This is a genomic window from Gordonia sp. NPDC058843, assembly GCF_042743165.1.
Lineage (GTDB): Bacteria > Actinomycetota > Actinomycetes > Mycobacteriales > Mycobacteriaceae > Gordonia.
Genome location: NZ_JBHYNC010000044.1, coordinates 1 through 19,392 on the forward strand (window position 1 = coordinate 1; position 19,392 = coordinate 19,392).

23 protein-coding genes and 1 tRNA gene are annotated in these 19,392 nt (G+C 67.7%); 12 read left to right on the forward strand and 12 right to left on the reverse strand.

Annotated features, from left to right (window positions below):
- Positions 1 to 80 precede the first annotated feature (80 nt).
- Both opgC and ACFW3F_RS21195 read left to right on the forward strand, forming a co-directional pair.
- Complete coding sequence (gene opgC, locus ACFW3F_RS21190) at positions 81 to 1,370, forward strand: OpgC domain-containing protein (RefSeq protein WP_388060924.1); 1,290 nt, start codon at positions 81 to 83, stop codon at positions 1,368 to 1,370.
- Between the two features lie 8 nt (positions 1,371 to 1,378).
- Positions 1,379 to 2,548 carry a trans-sulfuration enzyme family protein gene (locus tag ACFW3F_RS21195; protein WP_388060994.1) on the forward strand — a complete coding sequence of 390 codons (1,170 nt, stop codon included), beginning with the start codon at positions 1,379 to 1,381 and terminating at the stop codon, positions 2,546 to 2,548.
- A 33-nt stretch (positions 2,549 to 2,581) separates the two neighbouring features.
- On the opposite strand, the gene ACFW3F_RS21200 is transcribed toward ACFW3F_RS21195, so the two are convergent.
- Both ACFW3F_RS21200 and ACFW3F_RS21205 read right to left on the reverse strand, forming a co-directional pair.
- Positions 2,582 to 4,135 carry a methyltransferase gene (locus ACFW3F_RS21200; protein ID WP_388060926.1) on the reverse strand — a complete coding sequence of 518 codons (1,554 nt, stop codon included), beginning with the start codon at positions 4,133 to 4,135 and terminating at the stop codon, positions 2,582 to 2,584.
- Positions 4,136 to 4,198: 63 nt separating this feature from the next.
- Positions 4,199 to 4,735 (reverse strand): TetR/AcrR family transcriptional regulator, encoded by a 537-nt coding sequence (locus ACFW3F_RS21205; protein WP_388060928.1) that lies wholly within the window; start codon positions 4,733 to 4,735, stop codon positions 4,199 to 4,201.
- Positions 4,736 to 4,831: 96 nt separating this feature from the next.
- Here ACFW3F_RS21205 and ACFW3F_RS21210 point away from each other — a divergent pair, with 96 nt between their 5' ends.
- Entirely contained in the window at positions 4,832 to 5,248 is a 417-nt protein-coding gene (locus ACFW3F_RS21210) for a nuclear transport factor 2 family protein (RefSeq protein ID WP_388060930.1), read from the forward strand.
- Positions 5,249 to 5,356: 108 nt separating this feature from the next.
- Here ACFW3F_RS21210 and ACFW3F_RS21215 read toward each other — a convergent pair whose 3' ends face one another.
- Positions 5,357 to 6,115, reverse strand: coding sequence for an HNH endonuclease family protein (locus ACFW3F_RS21215; protein ID WP_388060932.1), 759 nt, complete (start codon positions 6,113 to 6,115; stop codon positions 5,357 to 5,359).
- A 192-nt stretch (positions 6,116 to 6,307) separates the two neighbouring features.
- Here ACFW3F_RS21215 and ACFW3F_RS21220 point away from each other — a divergent pair, with 192 nt between their 5' ends.
- From ACFW3F_RS21220 to ACFW3F_RS21230, 3 genes are all read left to right on the forward strand, one after another.
- Entirely contained in the window at positions 6,308 to 7,993 is a 1,686-nt protein-coding gene (locus ACFW3F_RS21220) for a hypothetical protein (protein WP_388060934.1), read from the forward strand.
- 112 nt (positions 7,994 to 8,105) lie between these two features.
- Complete coding sequence (locus ACFW3F_RS21225) at positions 8,106 to 8,465, forward strand: Lsr2 family protein (RefSeq protein WP_388060936.1); 360 nt, start codon at positions 8,106 to 8,108, stop codon at positions 8,463 to 8,465.
- 315 nt (positions 8,466 to 8,780) lie between these two features.
- The gene (locus tag ACFW3F_RS21230; RefSeq protein WP_388060938.1) at positions 8,781 to 9,071 is read left to right on the forward strand and encodes a hypothetical protein; all 291 of its coding nucleotides are present in this window, start codon (positions 8,781 to 8,783) and stop codon (positions 9,069 to 9,071) included.
- Positions 9,072 to 9,213: 142 nt separating this feature from the next.
- Here the strand turns inward: ACFW3F_RS21230 and ACFW3F_RS21235 are convergent.
- A tRNA-Leu gene (locus tag ACFW3F_RS21235) sits at positions 9,214 to 9,295 on the reverse strand.
- 98 nt (positions 9,296 to 9,393) lie between these two features.
- On the opposite strand from ACFW3F_RS21235, the gene ACFW3F_RS21240 reads away from it, so the two are divergent.
- The 5 genes from ACFW3F_RS21240 to ACFW3F_RS21260 all read left to right on the forward strand — a co-directional run bounded on the left by ACFW3F_RS21240 (position 9,394) and on the right by ACFW3F_RS21260 (position 12,819).
- The gene (locus ACFW3F_RS21240) at positions 9,394 to 9,834 is read left to right on the forward strand and encodes a transcriptional regulator (RefSeq protein ID WP_388060939.1); all 441 of its coding nucleotides are present in this window, start codon (positions 9,394 to 9,396) and stop codon (positions 9,832 to 9,834) included.
- Entirely contained in the window at positions 9,831 to 10,181 is a 351-nt protein-coding gene (locus tag ACFW3F_RS21245; RefSeq protein WP_388060940.1) for a DUF3817 domain-containing protein, read from the forward strand. Before ACFW3F_RS21240 ends, ACFW3F_RS21245 begins: the two co-directional genes overlap by 4 nt.
- 49 nt (positions 10,182 to 10,230) lie before the next feature.
- Complete coding sequence (locus ACFW3F_RS21250; RefSeq protein WP_388060941.1) at positions 10,231 to 11,337, forward strand: glycosyltransferase; 1,107 nt, start codon at positions 10,231 to 10,233, stop codon at positions 11,335 to 11,337.
- A gap of 229 nt (positions 11,338 to 11,566) precedes the next feature.
- Complete coding sequence (locus ACFW3F_RS21255; protein WP_388060943.1) at positions 11,567 to 12,184, forward strand: TetR/AcrR family transcriptional regulator; 618 nt, start codon at positions 11,567 to 11,569, stop codon at positions 12,182 to 12,184.
- The gene (locus ACFW3F_RS21260) at positions 12,181 to 12,819 is read left to right on the forward strand and encodes a GNAT family N-acetyltransferase (RefSeq protein ID WP_388060945.1); all 639 of its coding nucleotides are present in this window, start codon (positions 12,181 to 12,183) and stop codon (positions 12,817 to 12,819) included. Before ACFW3F_RS21255 ends, ACFW3F_RS21260 begins: the two co-directional genes overlap by 4 nt.
- Before the next feature lie 25 nt (positions 12,820 to 12,844).
- Here ACFW3F_RS21260 and rdgB read toward each other — a convergent pair whose 3' ends face one another.
- From rdgB to ACFW3F_RS21300, 8 genes are all read right to left on the reverse strand, one after another.
- On the reverse strand, positions 12,845 to 13,459 hold the full coding sequence (rdgB, locus tag ACFW3F_RS21265) for an RdgB/HAM1 family non-canonical purine NTP pyrophosphatase (RefSeq protein ID WP_388060947.1): 615 nt from the start codon (positions 13,457 to 13,459) through the stop codon (positions 12,845 to 12,847).
- Positions 13,459 to 14,214, reverse strand: coding sequence for a ribonuclease PH (gene rph, locus ACFW3F_RS21270; protein WP_388060949.1), 756 nt, complete (start codon positions 14,212 to 14,214; stop codon positions 13,459 to 13,461). Before rph ends, rdgB begins: the two co-directional genes overlap by 1 nt.
- A 35-nt stretch (positions 14,215 to 14,249) precedes the next feature.
- The gene (locus tag ACFW3F_RS21275) at positions 14,250 to 15,014 is read right to left on the reverse strand and encodes a cyclic nucleotide-degrading phosphodiesterase (RefSeq protein ID WP_388060951.1); all 765 of its coding nucleotides are present in this window, start codon (positions 15,012 to 15,014) and stop codon (positions 14,250 to 14,252) included.
- A gap of 78 nt (positions 15,015 to 15,092) precedes the next feature.
- Positions 15,093 to 15,899: a glutamate racemase gene (gene murI, locus ACFW3F_RS21280; RefSeq protein ID WP_388060996.1), complete on the reverse strand. Its 807-nt coding sequence runs from the start codon at positions 15,897 to 15,899 to the stop codon at positions 15,093 to 15,095.
- On the reverse strand, positions 15,899 to 16,528 hold the full coding sequence (locus ACFW3F_RS21285; protein ID WP_388060953.1) for a rhomboid family intramembrane serine protease: 630 nt from the start codon (positions 16,526 to 16,528) through the stop codon (positions 15,899 to 15,901). The genes murI and ACFW3F_RS21285 overlap by 1 nt, the downstream gene beginning before the upstream one ends.
- A 26-nt stretch (positions 16,529 to 16,554) precedes the next feature.
- Positions 16,555 to 17,526 (reverse strand): PLP-dependent cysteine synthase family protein, encoded by a 972-nt coding sequence (locus ACFW3F_RS21290; protein ID WP_388060955.1) that lies wholly within the window; start codon positions 17,524 to 17,526, stop codon positions 16,555 to 16,557.
- Between the two features lie 2 nt (positions 17,527 to 17,528).
- The gene (locus ACFW3F_RS21295; RefSeq protein ID WP_388060957.1) at positions 17,529 to 17,816 is read right to left on the reverse strand and encodes a MoaD/ThiS family protein; all 288 of its coding nucleotides are present in this window, start codon (positions 17,814 to 17,816) and stop codon (positions 17,529 to 17,531) included.
- Between the two features lie 2 nt (positions 17,817 to 17,818).
- Positions 17,819 to 18,226: a Mov34/MPN/PAD-1 family protein gene (locus ACFW3F_RS21300; RefSeq protein WP_388060998.1), complete on the reverse strand. Its 408-nt coding sequence runs from the start codon at positions 18,224 to 18,226 to the stop codon at positions 17,819 to 17,821.
- A gap of 306 nt (positions 18,227 to 18,532) precedes the next feature.
- On the opposite strand from ACFW3F_RS21300, the gene ACFW3F_RS21305 reads away from it, so the two are divergent.
- A complete protein-coding gene (locus tag ACFW3F_RS21305) occupies positions 18,533 to 19,363 on the forward strand; it encodes an LppX_LprAFG lipoprotein (RefSeq protein ID WP_388060959.1) in 831 nt (276 codons plus the stop codon).
- The last annotated feature ends 29 nt before the right edge of the window (positions 19,364 to 19,392 follow it).

Genomic DNA, 19,392 nt, shown 5'->3' on the forward strand with positions numbered 1-19,392 from the left:
ACACCCGCCAAAACCACACACCACCACCCCCGGCGGCCGGGGTGCCCCCGGGGCCGCGGCGCTGTCTATCGTGCAAGTCAATGAAACGAGACCTGGCCATCGACGCGACCCGTGGGGTGGCGATCTGGAGCATGATCACTGCGCATTTCGCGCACGAGTCCACGCTGGCCACTCCGACTCACGCCTTCCCCTATGTCGACGGCATGTCCGCGTTCGTGATGCTGTCGGGGATCGTGCTGGGCCTGGTCTATCAGCGGTGGGTCGCGCGGCACGGCCTGGCTTTCGCCTACAAGCGGCTGGCCAAGCGAATCGTCGTGCTGTATCTGTGCCAGCTGGCGATCGCCCTCGTCGCGGTCGCTGCTGCGCTGGCCGGTCATCGGTGGCTGACCCTCCTGCTGCCGGTCGACGGCTGGGGGGACGGCATCTGGCTCGCGCTGACGATGCAGTACCTACCCAGCGGCGGCAACATCCTGTTGCTGTACATGGTTCTGCTGATCTCCGCGTTCGGCCTCTTCCCCCTCCTGCGCCGGGGCTGGTGGGCGTGGGTTCTCGGCGCCTCGCTGGGTCTCTACGTGTTCTCGCTGATCTACTCCCCCGGCTGGTTCTACCTGAGCGCCTATCAGGCCGCCCCGCACATCCAGAACGTCGCCGGCTGGCAGATCATGTTCATCCCCGCGCTGATCATCGGCTGGAACTGGTCTCGCTGGCGCGTGCCGGAGTTCATCGACCGGTGGATCGTCGCGATCGTCGCCGCAGCTCTGGCGGTGGCTCTGTTCTTCCACTTCGGCATCGACTACGGCCCCTGGGCACACCTCGAGCCCTACGTCGCGGACAAGCTGGACTTCCGTCCCGCGCGAGCCATCGGTGCGTACCTGGCCATCCCGGCCCTGTACGGCGTGTTCCGGCTCCTGCTCAAGTGGTGGCACCACGACTGGTTGCGGCCATTGGTCATGACCGGGACCCGCAGCCTCGATTCCTATGTCATCCAGGCCATCGCCCTCGTGGTGGTGCCCATCCACATCGCGCACCGTCCCTGGGACACACTCACGATGGACGCGGTCGCGCTGATGGTGTTCGCCGCCTGCTGGGGCTGGGCCGAGTTCCGCCACTTCGCCCACATCGACAAACTGCACAAGCTCCCGGTACGGGTGGTGCGGCTCATCCACCCGCAGCGACCAGCCGTCATCCCCGGGCCGGCACCCGGCGTGCCCACCCCGGAGAGATCGGACACCACCCGGCCGCACGGCCCGGTCGTCGATGACCGATCAGCCGATGGTCGCTCCGGGGATCACCGCTACGGGGATGGTCGGGCCGCCGCAACGGAGCGGACCGGGGCACGCACCGACGAACCGATGGGAGTTCATCCGTGACCGGTGAGATGACACGGAGCGTGCACGCCGGGAACGACTCGTCGGGCCCGTCGGTACGGACGCCGATCACGATGGCGAACTCGTATCACCTACCGCCCGACCCCGAGACGATGAGCTGGTCGGGCACCGAGCAGCTGTTCTACACGCGCAACACCGGCGCCAACCAGGTTGCGCTGCAGGACAAGCTGGCCGCTCTCGAAGAAGCCGACGACGCCGTCGTCCTCGCGTCGGGCGTGGCCGCCCTCCACTCGGTGTTCTTCACCTTCCTGGCCACCGGTGACCACGTGGTTGTCTCCGACACGACGTACGAGGCGACCTGGAAACTGTGGTCGGACCTCCTGCCGAGGAAGTACGGGATCGAGGCGACCTTCGTCGATGTCGGCGACCTCGACGCGGTCCGCGCCGCCCTGCGGCCCGGCACCCGCATGCTGATCGCCGAGACGATCGCCAACCCGACGACCAAGGTCGCCGACATCGGCGCCCTCGCGCAGATCGCCTCCGACGCCGGCATCCTGCTGCTCGTCGACGCAACGTTCACCCCTCCGACGCTGTACCGGCCGCTGGCCGACGGCGCCGACCTCGTGGTGCACTCATTGACGAAGTACATCAACGGCCACGGCGACGCCATGGGCGGTGCGGTGCTCGGACGGCGCGAGCTGATCGAGAAGATCAGAGCCGAGGCGATGGTCGACGCAGGCGGCGTGATCTCACCGTTCAACGCGTGGCTGATCGCCCGTGGCGCGATCACCCTGCCGCTGCGGTTCGCTCAGCACCAACGCAACGCCGAGCGGGTCGCGGCTTTCCTCGACGACGACCCGCGGATCGCCTACGTGCGCTACCCGGGACTGTCGTCGCATCCCGAACACGGCCTCGCGGCGCGACAATTCGGCGGCCGCGGATTCGGGGCCATGATGGCGTTCGCGGTGCGTGGCGACCCGGCCACGCAGAACCGCTTCGTCGCGGCGCTGGCCACGATCACCTCGGCGGTGTCGTTGGGTCACGACGAGTCGCTCATCGTCCACGTGGGTGCCGACGGGCCTCGGGTCGCCGCCTACCCGGAACCGTTCCGCGAGTGGGGGCACCTGCGGTTCTCGGTGGGGCTCGAGGATGCCGACGATCTCATCGCCGACATCGCCGCCGCGCTGGATGCGACATTCCCGGCCTCCCCCGCTGACTGAGCCGAGTCGAAACCACCTCCCCCGCAACCACCCTCAGGACGCCTCGTAGAGAATTCCCCGGCCGATGGCCTCGCGGACCACGGGCAGCGCCGCCTCGGCGAGGGCGTCGGCATCGACTCCGTGGAAGTCGGCGAGGAGTTCGACCAGGGCGCCGAGCGGAACCTGTCCCCGGCAGCCGGCGAGCAGCGCGCGCGACACCTCGTCGACACCCAGAACGGCGCCGGGACCTCCGGGGCGGCGGACGGCCGACGACACCTGTTGCCAGCCTTCATCGCCCGGGAGCGAGTGCTCCTCGAGCATGACCGGTGCGACCGACAGGCGCCGTGCCAGCAACTGGTCGTCGGACGTCTCGCGCAGATAGCGTCGTCGTGCGAGGAACGCCTGCGCCTCGGACCCGGTCACCTCTTCTCCTGCCCCGGTGATCTCCTCGAGCACGACGTCGGGCTCACGGCGTTCGCCCTCCAGCGGGGCGCGGACGGTGATCGAGCCCATCCCGATGGCGACGATGTCGTTGGCGTCGAACCACTCCAGCCACTCCGCTCCTCGTCGCGCGGTTGCCGGTTCGTCCTCGCCGGCATCGGACAGCCAGAGGGACACGTAGCTGATCGGGTCGGCGACCTCCCGCTGGACGACCCATGCATCGAGTCCCGTGCCGGCGAGCCAGGAACTGACCCGCTCCTGCCACGGTGCGCCGTCGCGGATGACCCAGTTGGCCAAGATCTGGGCGGTACCACCGGGATTCAGATGTGCGGGCAGCTCGCGGACGAGTTGCTCGCACAGTCCGTCCCCGACGACCCCCGAGTCACGGTAGATGTAGTCCTGTCCACCCGCCCCGACGACGAACGGCGGATTCGACACGATGAGATCGAAGCGTTCCCCGGCGACGGGCTCGAACATGCTCCCCGAGCGCAGATCCCACGACATTCCGTTGAGGCGGGCTGTCGCCGCGGCCAGTGCCAGGGCTCGATCGTTGGTGTCGGTGGCCACGATCTGCTCGCAGTGGGTGTCGAGATGCAGTGCTTGGATGCCGCACCCGGTACCGATGTCGAGCGCGCGGCGGACAGGTTCGCGGATGACGGCTCGGGCCAGCGAGATCGACGCCCCACCGATTCCCAGGACATGGTTGCGCGAAACGGGTCCGGGCCGCATCGCGGCGTCCTGATCGGCGACGACGAGGTAGTCACGCGTGTCGTCGGCGTGTGGACGGATGTCGAGGCAGGCGCGTAGCCGCGAACCGTCGACCCGCGCCAGCACGCCCTGAGCGACCAGGGTGTCCGTGTCGGAAGTCGGGAACGCTTCGGAGACAGTTTCTTCGGGCTCGTCGGTACCCAGCAGGAAAAGGCGGATGAGGGTCGACAGTCGACCGCGCTCGCCGGTGGCCTGGTGGGTCACGGCAACAGCCGGCCACCAGACCCCGCGGGCGAGTGCCTCGTGGACGTCGGTGCCGAGCAGGTCGGTGACGCCGTCGTTCGTGTACCCCGCCGACCGCAGATCGGTTCCGAGTGCCACGACGACATTCTCGTCGGTCAGCGGATGACGATCCGCGTCGTCGGCGTGTGGCTGGAGTCGGTTCTGGTCCGCGGTCACGGTCGTCAAGGCTACCGACGAGACGGGCTCCTGCGACCGGACGGGTTCAGCAGTTGCGTTCGATCACCGCGTGACGCGCAGGGCCAGTTCGGCGACGCGCCGCAGCTGCGTCTCGTCGGCGCCGTCACGGGCGTATGACGACAACCCCACGAGCAGCGCCTGGACGAAGTCGGCCAGGGTCTCTGGGTCGATTGTCGAATCACTGCCATCGGTCACTTCTCGCAACTGGTCGGCGGTGATTGCTCGATTCTGGGCGCGATTCCGGCCCAACTCGGGCGCGGTGTTCACGAGGCACCCACGCGGATGTTCCCGGCTGGGGTACTCCTCTGCGGCGCGGTCGAACATCGCCCGCAACACCTCGCGTTGCGTCGTTCCGGTGCTCCCGGCCGTGGTCACCGACTTCGGATTGGCCTCGTAACGCGCAACGGCCTCGTCGAAGAGGTCTCGTTTGCTACCGAACGCGGCGTACAGGCTGGGAGCCGCTATTCCCAGCTCGCGCGTGAGGTCGCTGACGCTGGTCTGCTCGTAGCCGCGCTCCCAGAACAGGAGCATCGCCTTCTCCAGAGCGGCATCTCGATCGAAGTTACGTGGGCGTCCCATGCCGCCATTTTATAGCGATCGATACAGATACGGTAGCTTTCTGTATCGATCACTACAGATCGAAGTCGCCATCCCTGTTCTGAGAAGAGGAACCCCATGACCGTCACCACACAGACCGCCGCAGAGACCACCGAGGCCTTCCTCGGGCGGCTCGGCGCGCAAGACGCCGCGGGATTGGGCGAACTGTTCGCCGAGGAGATCGACTGGATCGTGCCCGGCGATCCCACCCTGACGCCTTGGGCGGGTAAGCGTTCACGGAAAAGCGATGTCCCCGAATACTTCCGCGCCCTGTGGGCCGCGCTCGAGCCGGGTAAGAGCGTTGTCGCAGTGAACGCTGTTGTCACAGACGGCAACGAGTCGGTCGTCTTCGGCGCATTCGACCACGTCGCAGCACCTACCCGGCGCCCTTTTCACACCGACGTCGCACTGCGCCTGACCGTGTCGAACGGCAAGATCACGCGTATGCACCTCTTCGAGGACACTGCGGCGACAGCCGCGGCGTTCGCGGGATGAGCATGATCGGCTAGTTGCGCCTGCGCCGGTACACCGTGACCGGGCCCGGCGGCCGACGAGTCGGCGCATCGCCGCGCCACTCGCCGGCCGCCACCGCGGCTGACGGATTCAGCATGAAGCGAGGACCCGACGCATGGCGTCGCGTTCGGCGGGGGTCACCCACAATCCGTAGGACTTCTTGACCTCGATCTGCCGCCCGACATAGGTACATCGGTACGCCTTGTTCGGCGGGAGCCACGTGGCGGCGTCGCCGGCGCCCTTTCGTTGGTTCACGGTCCCGGAGACGGCCTGCAGATTTCGCGGGTCGTTGGCGAACTCGATGCGCTTGACCGCGGTCCATCCCGCCGCACCCTTCTGCCAGGCGTCCGACATCGCAACGACGTGATCGATCTGCACGAGCGCCGACGTGTCCTCTCCTCGTGTGAACGGAATCGTCGTACCCGTGTACGGGTCGGCCAGTGTGCCGGCGAGCACCCGGCACCCGTCGGCATGGAAGGTGATCCCGGTGAGGTCTCGCCGGAGGATGTCCTCCCGAGTCCGGCAGCCGTTGCGGCCGAACTCGACGTCAACCGCATCGTCCCAGGCCTTGCCGAACCGCGCCCGGGCGTAACCGGTCTTGGGTGCGCGCCCCTTCACCTGCAACGACGCCAGATCGGTCAGTGCGCGCTCGGCTGCGGGTGGTGGCGTTCGAGGTACCGGAACAGGCGGCGGTGACGACGGCGGCTCGGTCGTGGCGGTGACGGAGGGAACGCGCCCGCGAACCGGGTCGGATTCGACGTCCGCGCCCGGCAGGAGCAGTGCACCGACCGCCACGGCGACCGACACCGTGGCGAGTACCCCCGACAACCATGCCGCTCGACGTCTCACCCCGGCATCGTTGCACGACGGTCCGACAGGGTTCGCCGTCCCACCCGGTGCGCGGACTCGCGCCGCGCGCCTTAAACTTCGTTCGACTAACTTCCCCTTCGACGACCGCTGCGGTCGCGCGCGACCCTGTGTTGGCGCACGACAGCGACCGCTGTCGCCGGGGTACCAGACGACTATCCGGGTAGTGGGTGCATGAGTTCAGGTCGGGGCAATGCAGCACGGCGCGTACAGCCATGGGTTCTGCGGATCATCGCCGTGTTGACGTTGGCGATGTCGTTACCGACACTCGCCGGCGCGACGAGCACCGCGGTGGTCCTCGGCAGCATGGCCCCGTTCTCCGCGATGCCACCGCGTGCGACGCCGGTCCACGAACTGACACCGACCGTCGACCCGGAGACCGAGACCTACCCCGAACGGCTCGAGCGCATCGAGACCCTGACCCGCCCGCTCCTGCCAACGCCGAAGTCGCTCGATGGTGCCGTGACACGGTGCGCAAGCGGCGATTTCACGACGCTGTCCGTGGTGTACGACTCGATCTTCGAGTCCGTGTACGACGTCTTGCCGCCCTCGTTGCGGGCGTCGGCGCGCGCCAGCCGAGTTGCGGCGCATCGCGACATGCGCACGCTGCACATCTCGACCCTCGCCGTGACCGAGCACCCGCTCACCCTCGGCGCCGACGACGACGATCCCGCACTCGATTACCGCGACCCGATCTCCCAGCTCCTCGTCTCGAACCTGCTCAAGATCCGCGACGGCCGGCACGCCGAGGCCATCCCGCTCGCGAACATCACCGTCATCCAGGCCGTGGAAACGGTGTGGCTGTACATGTTCACCACGGTCCTGATCCCCGCGCGCCTCCTCGTCGGGTCGACTCCCGACCTCGGCAGCCCGTTCGCCGGCACCGACGCCGATGGGCTGGCACAGTTCGTCACCTACAACTGGCTGCTCTCCGCCTTCGTCTTCTCGTCCGAGTTCGCGGTGAAGGCGCTTCTGCGCGCCACGGCGAAAACCGTTCTCGACCAGTGCGTCGCACGAGTGACCGACGAGCAGCGCGCGCAGGCCGGACGCCCGAGTGACACCGTCCGCTTCGACATCCCCATCCCGCCGATGGTGGCCGAGATCGCCGACCACCTGGCGCTGGCCGATGTCGAGACCTGCACGCCGATCGGCTCGCTCACCCTCGGCAGGCTGGTGCGGTACGTGTCGGCGCAGGCGCAGGAGAACAACCCCGCCGATGCACCCGCGATCCGGGCAGAGACCACCCGCATCCTCGGCGTCATGCGCGGAATCCGCATCCACCACAACCTCATCCCGCTCGACCCGGCAGAAGACCGCTCCGTCGGCGAGTTGGGGGCATCGTTGTTCGGTTCCCTGATCCCGATATTCGGCGGCGCCCCGCTGGACATACTCCTCGGCATCGGACACAACCTCGGCCATGGCGCGGACCCCTGGGAGACCGTGTCGCTCGACGAACTCACGGTCAGCAAGCCGATCACCGCGGCGCACTACGCCTACAAGCTCGGGTTGCACCTGATCCGGGAGGTCGGCAACATCATCGAACCGTCGATCCTCGGTGACAGTCCGCTGCGTCCGACCCGGCTGCTCGTGACCGTCCTGGGACTGCCGATGACCTACGGGCTGGTGACCGCGCACCACGTGATCCGGTCGATGTGCCTGCGCGTCGACGACACCACCGGCAGCGGCCTGGGGGCCGAGGCCAATCGGCGGATTGCGACCGACTCGACACCTCGTGCAGGTGCATCCCGAAAGCCGGAATCACCCCGACCATCGCCATCGACAACGTCGCAAGCGTCACGCCCGACAACCACCATTCCGCATCCCGAACCGCCCCGATTCAGGATTCCCGGCCTGAATTGACGCAGCTGTTTCACATTCGTCGTACCCGGCTTCGGACAATTACGGCGTGAACCCGACACCGGGAATGCGGAGGTCCATGATTCCGGCGCGCCGATCGACTACCGTGAACACCGTGTCGAAAATTCAGACGGTGACCTTTGTCGACGACCTCGACGGTCGTGAGCTCGATCCCCAAGACGCACAGACTGTTTCGTGGTCGTGGCTCGGCGTCGACTACGAACTCGACGTATCCTCGGCCAATCTCGACAAGATCGAGCAGGGAAAGGTGACCGTCGCGAAATTGCTCAAGGCATCGACCCGGGTCGGCGGTCGGCGTCGGTCACCGGCCGCGCGAACGAAGACCAATTCCGGCGGGAATACTCCATCGGTGAATGCCTCGATTCGAGATTGGGCCACCGACAACGGCTACGAGGTCTCTGCGCGCGGACGAATTCCGAACGACATCGTAGAGGCATACAACTCTGCTCACTGATCCAGTCAACGGCGTTATCAGATTCATCGCCAGAGTCCGATTTCACGGACTCTGGCGATTGCCGTTCATCGGGGCCGGCTGTCGCTCCCGTCCGATTGTGCTGTGCCGCAGATGATTCGGTACACGCGGCGGAAAAACCTTGCCGGGGCGACGAATCGAAGGCGTCACGCCGGTCCCGCCAGACCGGTCAGCACCTCACGACATTCACGATGTCAATTTGCCTCTTTGGTATGCTGATGTCCACGAACGGTGTGCCACCGGCGTGCGGACCAGTCCATCCGTCGAAGGCCACCCCGAGGGGGACAGGACAATCGAATGAGCACAACGGAGAACGAGTCGGTCGACGATGACGGCGCCCACGGCGAGACCCCTGACGAGGTCACCGTGGCGGCGCGGGTCAGGGTCACGTTCGACGACGGTTCCACCAAGGAGGGCGAGATCGTGGACGACTTCGCCGACCTGGCGGGCGACACCACTGTCGAAACCCGCATCGACGACGAACACACCGTGAGGCTTCGCCGCTGGGCGATCTCGACCGACGACCACGGCATCGTCTTCGCCGACGACGACGCGGTCGAACTCATTGCGCCCCGATCACCCATGTAGATGGAACAGAAGCGCCACTTGTGGCAAGGTGCGCTGGTTACAACCAGCGCAGATCTGCTGAGGTAGCGCTCCTCTGCAGCCCGCGACGTCGACGCCGTTTCTCTCGGTCCACGACGTCCGCCACGCCGCCCGGGATTCTCGGTGCGCGAGGGGGGACTTGAACCCCCACGTCCTTAGACACTGGAACCTAAATCCAGCGCGTCTGCCAATTCCGCCACTCGCGCGTGGGCGCGACGCCCCTTGAAGGCGGAGTCACGCGGTGTAACGGCGACCACCCTACCGGGCTCGATCTGATCATCGCAGGCCAGGTACCGTCGTAGGCATGTCCTCCACCCGCCGCCGCACCCACCGGCCCGCACTCACGGTGCTCGCCGTATCCGCTGCGGTGGTGTGTCTGGCGCTCGCCTGGTGGCAGTGGTCACGGTATGAGTCCGCGTCCGGTTCCGGGCTGAATCTCGGGTACGCCCTGCAGTGGCCGGCATTCGCGGCGGCGGTGATCTACGCCTACCGACGCTTCGTCATCTTGGAGAGCGATCCCGAGGAAGCCCGCAAGGTCGCGGCCGGAAGGTCCGCCGCGGCACAGATCCCCGAGGGAATCCTCCCCGAGCGCCCCACGACACCCAGCGCGTCCTCGCTGACGTCGTCGGACCCCGCGAACGATGTCGCCCTTGTCGAGTACAACCGCTATCTGGCCGAGCTCCGCGACGCCGACGCACACTCGGCCGACAAGAAACCCGCACCCTCATCGAAAGGCCCGCAGTGACCGAGACCGATTCCACCGCCCCCGCCCTCGCCGCCCCGGTGGAGAAGGTCCGCGGCGCGCTGTTGCGGTATCGCGTCCTCGCCTGGATCACCGGCGTGTGGTTGCTGTTGCTCGTCGTCGAGCTCGTCCTGACCTACGGCTATGACAACCATGCTCTGGACTTCGTGCCGTTCGTGCACGGCTGGGTCTACTTCGTCTACCTGATCATGGCCATCGACCTGGCGATCAAGGTCCGTTGGAGCGCGGGCAAGACGATCATCACCGCGATCGCCGGCACGATCCCCTTCCTGTCCTTCTGGTTCGAGCACAAGCGCACCCAGGAAGTGAAGGCGCAGTTCAACCTCTGATCTCCTCGCGCTGGACCTCCGTTCACCCGGGTCCGGCTGACTGGACCCCGTGCGGATCGTCCAGCTCGCGAACTTCTATGGCGGACGCTCCGGCGGTCTGCGCACCGCGGTCGACCGCTGGGGCGCCGGGTACGTCGGGGCCGGCCACGACGTCGTCCTGATCGTCCCGGGTGCGGATCCCGGCGAAGAGACCCTGCCCTCCGGCGTCACCCGGATCACCGTCGCCGCACCGCGAATCCCCGCCTCGGGCGGCTACCGACTGGCGTCGGCCCGACGCGTCGCCGACGTGCTCGACCACCTCCGCCCCGACGCCATCGAGGTGTCCGACCGTCTCACCCTGCGCGGCTTCGGTCGGTGGGCCCGCAATCGGGACATCCATTCGACGATGGTGTCCCACGAACGTCTCGACCGGTTGCTCGGCCAGGTCATGCCCGGCCCGACGGCACGCGCACTGGCCGACCGCGCAAACGCGGCCACCGCGCGCAGCTATGACACCGTCGTCTGCACCACCGACTTCGCTGCCGCGGAGTTCGATCGCGTGTCGGCGACCAACGTCGTACGTGCTCCGCTGGGTGTCGACCTCGACGTCTTCGACCCGCGTCACCTCGATCCGGACCTGGGCGCGCAGTGGTCCGACGGCACCGGAGCACTCATCGCCCACTGCGGGCGTCTGTCGGTGGAGAAGCGGGCGGACCGGAGCATCGCTGCTCTCGGCAGACTCCATCGGTCCGGAACGCCCGCGCATCTGGTGATCGCGGGCGACGGGCCGATGCGAGCACCGCTACAGCATCTGGCGCGCGGACTGCCGGTGACGTTCCTCGGCCACCTCTCCGAGCGGAGTCAGGTGGCCGCACTCCTCGCCAGCGCCGACATCTCCCTCTCCCCCGGTCCGCATGAGACGTTCTGTCTCTCCGCGCTGGAATCCCTGGCCGCCGGCACACCCGTGATCGGATCGCAGTCGTCGGCCGTCGCGAGCCTCGTCGACGACTCGTGCGGTGCGGCCGCGGAGGACTCCGGGCCGGGCTTCGCGAGCGCGATCCGCCAGGTGCTCAGCCTGCCTCGACTCGATCGCGAACGGGCGGCGCGCCATCGGGCCACGCAGTACCGCTGGCCCGACTCGGTCGCGCGGATGCTGGGCGTCCACGCCGGCATCTGAACACGCTTCCGTCTCACCTGTGCACAGTGGATGGATTTCGACGCACGGTCGACGGGATCGGACGCACGGTCAACGGGATCGGACGCACGGTCGACGGGATCGGACGCACAGTCGACGAACGGGCCAGTTCCTTCCTGACGGTCCGGACCTTGAAACTGTACCGTCTGGACGGTATAGTAATGACGTGGCCGGGTGATCCGACCGCGACCGAGACGATAGGAAGGCCGACGTGGCACGAACGTCCGGACGCACCGCCGCCGATACGCGACGGCTGATCCTCGATGCCGCGGCTCGTCTGGTCGCGCGGCAGGGCGCCGCCGTATCGGTGTCCGAGATCGCCGCCGCCGCGGGGGTGTCCAAAGGCGGACTCCTCTACCACTTCCCAGCCAAGGAGGGGCTGCTCGAGGAGCTCGCGGCCGACCTGATGGCCCAGTTCCGGTCGAACGTCGACCGCGCGGCCGGCGAGGAGGACGAGGCACCGGGACGGCTCACCAGGGCCTACATCCGGGTGAGCTTCGCCGACGCCGGCGACTCCGCCGGACTCCGCGACCAGATCGCACTGGCCGCAAGCCTGATGTACGAGCCCGGCCCGGCGCGACTCGCCCAACAGGACGCCGACCACTGGCGCACCGCGCTCTCCGACGACGGCCTCGACCCGACGATCACCAGGCTCATCATCGCGGCCGCAGACGGCTCGAACACCGCCCCCCTCTGGGGCGCGGTCCTCGACGACACCGACCGTGCCGCACTCGAAGCGGACCTCGTCGCGCTCACCTACGGCGCGGGGCCACTGTCACCCACCCCATCAGCAACATCCGAAGACACACACGCAAAGAAGGGATCATGACCGACATCACCTATCGCCCATACCGTTCCACCGACGCCGACGACGTCAAGAAGATCATCGACGAGGCGTTCTACATCCACCGTTACGTCCACGGACCGCGCGTTCTCGACAGCGCACTCGAGGTCTACCTCCGCGAGCAACTGGTGGCGAGCACCTGGAGTCGCGTCGCGGTGAAGGACGGACACGTGGTGGGGATCATCCTGGGACGGGTCGACGGCGAGCCACACCTGCACGACCGGACGAAGAACCGTGCGCTGTTGTGGGCACACACCGCTCGAGCTGCGGTTCTCGGACTGCCCCAGTGGAAGTCGCTGCGCGCCCTGTTCGCGTTCGAATCGGTGGCCCATCGGCTGGGCGCACACACCGGCAAGTCCCTGGACGATGAACTGACCCTGTTCGCGGTCGCCTCCACGACGCGGGGGCATGGCGTCGGAGCGACACTCTATCGCGCGTTCCTGGATCATCTCCGGGCCCACGGCCGTTCGGACTTCCACCTCTACACGGACTCACTGTGCACGTTCGGGTTCTATGAGCGGCAGGGTATGTCGCGAGCCGGCGCCGACGACATGGAGATCCTGCTCGACGGTGAACCGCACACCCTGGGTGTCTACCTCTACACCGGTACCGCGAGCTGATCTCGTTCCGGTGCCGACGCGGACGTCAGCCCGCGAGCGCTCGCAACGCCGGCACCAACTGGGCCAACGCTTTTCCGCGGTGACTGAGGTCGTCCTTCTCCGCGGGCGACAACTCCGCCGCGGAACGGCCGGCGGCGACCTCGTCGTCGGGGGCGAACAGCGGGTCGTACCCGAAGCCGTGCGGCCCGCGTTCCGCACGCAGGACTCGACCCCGCCACTCGCCCCGCACCACCGTCTCGGTCCCGTCCGGCAACACGAGGGCGCAGGCCGACACGAACGCCGCGCCACGTCGATCATCCGGGGTGTCCGACAACTGGGCGAGCAACAGTGCATTGTTCGCCGGGTCGTCGCCGTGCTCGCCCGACCAGCGCGCCGACAACACCCCCGGCATCCCGTTCAGGGCGTCGACCGCGATACCGGAATCATCGGCGAGACAGGGAATTCCGATGGCCTTGGCCCCCGCGCGCGCCTTGATGAGAGCGTTGTCCTCGAAGGTGGCGCCGGTCTCGGGCTCCTCCGGGTAGTCGGGTACCGCGTCCAGTCCGACGACCTCGACCCCGGTGATCCCCGCGGCGTCGACGACGCGCTGGAGTTCGGCGAGCTTCTTGGAGTTACGGCTCGCCAGGAGCACCGAGGACATCAGGCCCGCCCGGGGAGTTCGCCCGGATACGGCTCGGCCAGCACCGCGCGCTGCGCCTCGAACAGCTTCTCGGTACCGACGGCGGCCACGTCGAGCAGCGCGTCCAGCGTCGAGCGCGGGAAGGTCGCCCCCTCGCCGGTGCCCTGCACCTCGACAAGGGTGCCGGCGTCGGTGGCCACGACGTTCATGTCGACCTCGGCGCGCGAATCCTCCTCATAGGGGAGGTCGAGTCGGACGCGGCCGTCGACCACACCGACGCTCACCGCAGCGATCGCACACGAAAGGGGTTGCGGGTCCGACAGTTTGCCCGCCGCACGTAGGTAGGTGATCGCATCCGCCAGTGCGACATACGCACCGGTGATGGCCGCGGTCCGGGTACCACCATCGGCCTGGAGTACGTCGCAGTCGAGTGCGATGGTGTTCTCGCCGAGCGCGCCGAGATCCAGACATGCGCGCAGCGAACGACCGATGAGCCGGCTGATCTCGTGGGTACGCCCACCGACCCGGCCCTTGACCGACTCGCGCGACGACCGGTCGTGGGTGGCGGCCGGGAGCATCGCGTACTCCGCGGTCAACCACCCGAGCCCGGAACCACGACGCCACGGCGGGACACCGTCGGTGACACTCGCGGTGCACATCACCCGGGTCTTGCCGAACTCCACCAGGACCGAACCCGCGGGGTGGCTGGTGAAACCGCGCTGGAACGTGATGGGACGGAGTTCGTCGTCGGCTCTGCCGTCAGCTCGTGTGGTCACGGGTCTCACTGTAACGACCGGAGGCGGCACGGTTTCTAGGTGAGGTCGAAGACCTGTCCCTGGCTCACGAGCTCCACCGGACCCGAGAACGTGCTGCGGGCCTCGGCGAGGATCTCCGCCGAATCCGACCACGGCGCGACGTGCGTGATCGCCAGCGCACGAACGTTGGCCTTCGTCGCGGCCTCCCCCGCCTCGATCCCCGACATGTGCAGATCCGGCGGGCGTTCCGAGGGTGCGTGGGTCCACGACGCCTCACACAGGAACAGGTCCGCGTCGGCCGCGAGGTCGATCAGTTCGTCACACGGCGCCGTGTCCCCGCTGTAGGCGATGACCTGGCCGTCGGGTCCGGTGATCCGGAGGCCGAAGGTGTCGGGCGGATGATTGACGTTCATCGCCCGGATCCGCATCCCGCCCAGCGTGACCTCCTGGTCGTCGCTCCACTCGTGGACGTCGAAGGTGTCGGTGATGTCGTCGAGCTGCCCGGGGAATTCCGACGAACCGTAGCCGATCCGTAGAGCGGTGCCGTGCGGACCGTACAGCGGGGCGCGCTGCCTGGCCGGCTCCGGCGCGTAGCGGCGCCAGACGAGCATCGCGGGCAGATCGAGACAGTGATCGGCGTGGAGGTGACTGAGGACGACGGCGACGTCGTTGGGGTCGGTGACGCGTTGCAGTTCGCCGAAGACCCCCGGGCCGCAGTCCACCAGGACCGGTTGTTCACCGGGAACGGAGAGCAGATAGCCGGAGCATGCGGCCCCCGGTCCGCCCACACTGCCCGAGCAACCGAGGACCGTGAGACGCATAGGCCCCACTGTGCCACGATTCCGCACCGAGGCGTCGGCATACGGGTCACAAGTGCGCGGCGAACCGCGGCCGACAGCTCACACGTGCTGCACGGCTCCGATCACCGGACCCAGGAATCGGTTCGAGAGTTTCGCGAAGAGGTCCGGATCTCCCGTCGCCTGGAAGACGCGGGTGGCGTCGCGGCCCGTGTGCGGGTGCAGCAGGTCGGCTTCGGTGAGCACCCGGAAGAGGTCCTTCGCGGTCTCCTCTGCGCTCGACACCAGGGTCACCTCGTCGCCCATCGCGAGTTGGATGACCCCCGACAGCAACGGATAGTGCGTGCAACCGAGGACCACGGTGTCCACCCCGGCCTGCTGCAGCGGCTCGAGGTAGCCCTGCGCGAGCCCGAGGATCTGCCGGCCGCTGGTGATACCGCGTTCGACGAAGTCGACGAACCGGGGACACGGCACCGCGGTGATCACCGCGTCGCGTGCCGCGGCGAACGAATCCTGATACGCGCGTGAGGAAATCGTGGCCTGTGTGCCGAGCACACCGATCCGGCCCGTCTTGGTGGCGACGACGGCGCGGCGCACCGCGGGCAGCACGACCTCGATGACCGGGATGGGCGCGTAACGTTCACGCGCATCGCGCAGGCACGCGGCCGATGCGGTGTTGCAGGCGATGACGATGGCCTTCACGCCTCGCTCGGCGAGGTCGTCACCGATCGCGAGGGCGTGGCGGCGGATCTCCGGGATCGTCAGCGGCCCGTACGGTCCGTTGGCCGTGTCGCCGATGTAGACGATGTCCTCGTCCGGCAGCAGATCGATGATGGCGCGCGCCACTGTCAGTCCCCCGACGCCCGAATCGAAGATCCCGATCGGTGCGTCCTGGCCACCCGCCGCGATTATGGCGCCACCCCCGGAGTGGTGACCGCCGGCTTCCGCCGGTCCCGCGCCGCGAGCGCCCACGCCGCGAACACGCCGGCGATCGCACCGAACAGGTGAGCCTGCCAGGAGATCAGCGGGTCCGACGGCAGGACGCCCCAGAGGATCGACCCGTACACCAGGAAGAGGACGAGGCCGCCGAGGATCTGCCACAGATCGCGGTTGAAGAGGCCACGCACGATGAGGAAGGTGAGCCAGCCGAACACGATGCCCGAGGCCCCGACGGTGACCGAGTACGGCGCCGCGAACAGCCAGACGCCGAGCCCCGACACCACCCAGATGATTCCGGTGACGAGGAGGAACCGCTGCGTCATCAACACGAGGAAACACAGCACCGCGCCGGGCATGAGGTTGGCGAACAGGTGCTGCCAGTCGCCGTGCAGCAGCGGCGCCCACAGGATGCCGTCCAGTCCGTCGACCTGCCGCGGCTCGATGCCGTTCTGGTCGAGGTCGACGCGCGTTGCCGCGTCGATCGCCTCGATGACGAACAGCACCGCGACGATGCAGACCGTGATGATCGCCGAACGCAACCACAGCGGACGCGCTCGCCGCGCTGGCTGCTGCCCGATCGGCGGGGTGTACGAGCTCATGGCCTAGGAGTTCCTCGGTAGCGGGGTCATGCCCAGAGCTGACCTTCGAGTGCCTGCTCCGCGTCGTCGAGACTACCTTCGTAGGCGCCGGTCGACAGATACTTCCACCCCGCGTCGGGGACGACGAACCCGATGTCGGCGCGGGTACCGGCTTTCAGCGACCGCCGACCGATGCCGCGGGCCGCCTGCAGGATCGCGCCGGTGGAGATCCCCGCGAAGATGCCCTCGAGCTCGATCAGTTCCCGGACGCGGGCGACCGCGTCGACGCCGGTCACCGAGAAACGCCGGGTCAGCACCGAGTCGTCGTAGAGCTCGGGAATGAACCCCTCGTCGATGTTGCGCAGACCGTAGACCTCGTCTCCGTACCGGGGTTCGGCGGCGAGGATCTCGATGTCGGGCTTGCGTTCGCGCAGGAAGCGTCCCACGCCCATGAGGGTGCCGGTCGTCCCGAGGCCGGCGACGAAGTGGGTGATCTCGGGCAGGTCGTCGTACAACTCAGGTCCGGTGCCCTCGTAGTGCGCCGCGACGTTCGCCGCGTTGCCGTACTGGTACAGCATCACCCAGTCGGGGTTCTTCGCAGCCAGTTCCTTGGCCACCGCGACCGCGGTGTTCGAACCGCCCGCCGCGGGCGAGGAGATGACCTGCGCGCCGAACATGCGCAACAGCGAACGGCGTTCCTCCGAGGTGTTCTCCGGCATCACGCAGATCAGTTCGTAGCCCTTGAGTTTCGCCGCCATCGCGAGGGAGATGCCGGTGTTGCCGCTCGTCGGTTCGAGGATGGTCGAACCCGCCCGTAGCAACCCATCACGTTCGGCCTGCTCGATCATCCGTAGCGCGGGACGATCCTTGATGGATCCGGTCGGGTTGCGGTCCTCGAGCTTGGCCCACAACCGGACATGCGGTCCGTCGTCGGAGTCGTCCCAGCGCGGCGAGAGCCGTTGCAGACCGATGAGCGGGGTGTTGCCGACCGAGTCGATCAGGGAGTCGTGACGTGCCACGCTCAGCCGCCGGCGACCGCGGGCAGGATGGTCACCTCGTCGCCGTCGTCGATCGGGGTGTCGAGGCCTCCGGAGAACCGCACATCCTCGTCGTTGACGTAGATGTTGACGAAGCGGTGCAGCTTCGCGGTGCCGTTGTCGTCGGGCGCGACGAGGCGCTCTTTGAGACCGGCGTTGCCCGATTCGAGGTCGTCGATCAGCGCGGCCAGCGTCGAACCCGACCCCTCGACGCGCTTCTCCCCGCCGGTATGGGTGCGCAGGATCGTCGGGATGGATACGGTGACAGACATTCTCAGCTCCTGATCTCGATCTCTTCTTCGGTGACCGCACCGTCGACGATGCGATAGCTACGGATCTCGGTGGTCTCCGGGTCACGTGTGGACACCAGCACGTAGTGCGCGCCGGGCTCTCCCGCGTAGGAGATGTCGGTGCGGCTCGGATATGCCTCGGTGGCGGTGTGGGAGTGGTAGATGACCACGGGCTCTTCGTCGCGGCGGTCCATCTCCCGCCAGACGGCGAGCTGCTCGGCCGAGTCGAAGCGGTAGAACGTGGGCGAGCGCTCGGCGTTGATCATCGAGATGAAGCGCTTCGGATGGTCGGAGCCCTCCGGGCCGGCGATCACCCCGCAAGCCTCGTCGGGGTGGTCGGCGCGTGCGTGCGCGACCATCGCGTCGACCAGCTCCTGCTCGATCTTGAGCATCGGTGTCCCGTTCTCCCGTCCAGACGTGGCCACACCGGCGAGGCCTCGTGCCGGCTCCTCGCAGGTGTCCCCATTGTTGCGGATCTCCCGAAGCGCAACATCGCCGCCGCGACACCTATTCCGTCCCGACCCACCGCCGGCGTCACCGGAGATGGTGCGCGGGGCCCTGCGCGGGGGGTCGGTCGTCATCCACTGAGACGTCATTCGGGAACCGTACGAACCCCCGATCCAGCATGAGACGCCGCTAGTGTTGCGTCGCAACGACACCCGGGGTGTGTCGAAAAACCAACGGAGGAGGCACTTCTCATGCAGCGAGCCCAACGGGTGGCCACGGCCGCACTGTCGACGGGGATCGTCGCCGCGATCGTTCTGACCGGATGTTCCACCTCCCAGACAGGTTCTCCGACCACGACCAGCGTGTCCGCGTCGACCACGGTGATCGCCGATCCGGCGGCCCAACTGGCCGCGGCGGCCTCGAACACCGAGGCCCTGACCGGCGCCCACCTCGACCTCGTGGTCGACGGCACGGTGCCGAACCTGAACGCGAAGAAGGTCACCGCGGACCTGGTGACCACTCCGGCCGACGCCGCGAAGGGCGAGGCCACCGTCGTCTTCGGCACCAAGGACCCACAGGAGGCCTCGGCGCCGTTCGTCTACGTCGACGGGGTGCTCTACGCCGACATCGCCGGTGACGGATACCTCAGCTACGGCGACGGCAAATCCATCTACGACGTCTCGGTGTTCCTCGACCCCGATGACGGCCTGGCCAACGTCTTGAGCGAATTCCAGAACCCGACGAAGGTCGGTTCGGAGACGGTCGGTGGAGTGGAGACGGCCCAGATCAACGGCACCGTCCCGGCAGGTGCCCTCGCCGCGCTGACCGGCGCCCGTCAGGTCGTCGGTCCGCAGGATGCGCCCGTGCCGACCACCGTCTGGCTGACCACCGGGACCAATCAGCTCGCCCGACTCGTCTTCAGCCCGAACCCGGCGGACACGAAGACCACGATCACCGTCGACCTGTCGAAATGGAACGAGACCGTCGAGGTGGAGAAACCCGACGTGATCGAGACACCGACCGAAACCCCCTCCGGCACCCCGACTCCCGGCCAGCCCACCCGCGAACCGGCCGGTGGTTAGACCGTCATGCCCTTCTCTGCCACTCCACA

Excerpts from the sequence above, each read along its gene's own strand:
- opgC (WP_388060924.1), top strand. The coding sequence starts at position 81 with ATGAAACGAGACCTGGCCATCGACGCGACCCGTGGGGTGGCGATCTGG.
- ACFW3F_RS21195 (WP_388060994.1), top strand. The coding sequence starts at position 1,379 with ATGACACGGAGCGTGCACGCCGGGAACGACTCGTCGGGCCCGTCGGTA.
- ACFW3F_RS21205 (WP_388060928.1), bottom strand. The coding sequence starts at position 4,735 with ATGGGACGCCCACGTAACTTCGATCGAGATGCCGCTCTGGAGAAGGCG.
- ACFW3F_RS21210 (WP_388060930.1), top strand. The coding sequence starts at position 4,832 with ATGACCGTCACCACACAGACCGCCGCAGAGACCACCGAGGCCTTCCTC.
- ACFW3F_RS21220 (WP_388060934.1), top strand. The coding sequence starts at position 6,308 with ATGAGTTCAGGTCGGGGCAATGCAGCACGGCGCGTACAGCCATGGGTT.
- ACFW3F_RS21230 (WP_388060938.1), top strand. The coding sequence starts at position 8,781 with ATGAGCACAACGGAGAACGAGTCGGTCGACGATGACGGCGCCCACGGC.
- ACFW3F_RS21240 (WP_388060939.1), top strand. The coding sequence starts at position 9,394 with ATGTCCTCCACCCGCCGCCGCACCCACCGGCCCGCACTCACGGTGCTC.
- ACFW3F_RS21260 (WP_388060945.1), top strand. The coding sequence starts at position 12,181 with ATGACCGACATCACCTATCGCCCATACCGTTCCACCGACGCCGACGAC.
- rdgB (WP_388060947.1), bottom strand. The coding sequence starts at position 13,459 with ATGTCCTCGGTGCTCCTGGCGAGCCGTAACTCCAAGAAGCTCGCCGAA.
- ACFW3F_RS21275 (WP_388060951.1), bottom strand. The coding sequence starts at position 15,014 with ATGCGTCTCACGGTCCTCGGTTGCTCGGGCAGTGTGGGCGGACCGGGG.
- ACFW3F_RS21285 (WP_388060953.1), bottom strand. The coding sequence starts at position 16,528 with ATGAGCTCGTACACCCCGCCGATCGGGCAGCAGCCAGCGCGGCGAGCG.
- ACFW3F_RS21295 (WP_388060957.1), bottom strand. The coding sequence starts at position 17,816 with ATGTCTGTCACCGTATCCATCCCGACGATCCTGCGCACCCATACCGGC.
- ACFW3F_RS21300 (WP_388060998.1), bottom strand. The coding sequence starts at position 18,226 with ATGCTCAAGATCGAGCAGGAGCTGGTCGACGCGATGGTCGCGCACGCA.
- ACFW3F_RS21305 (WP_388060959.1), top strand. The coding sequence starts at position 18,533 with ATGCAGCGAGCCCAACGGGTGGCCACGGCCGCACTGTCGACGGGGATC.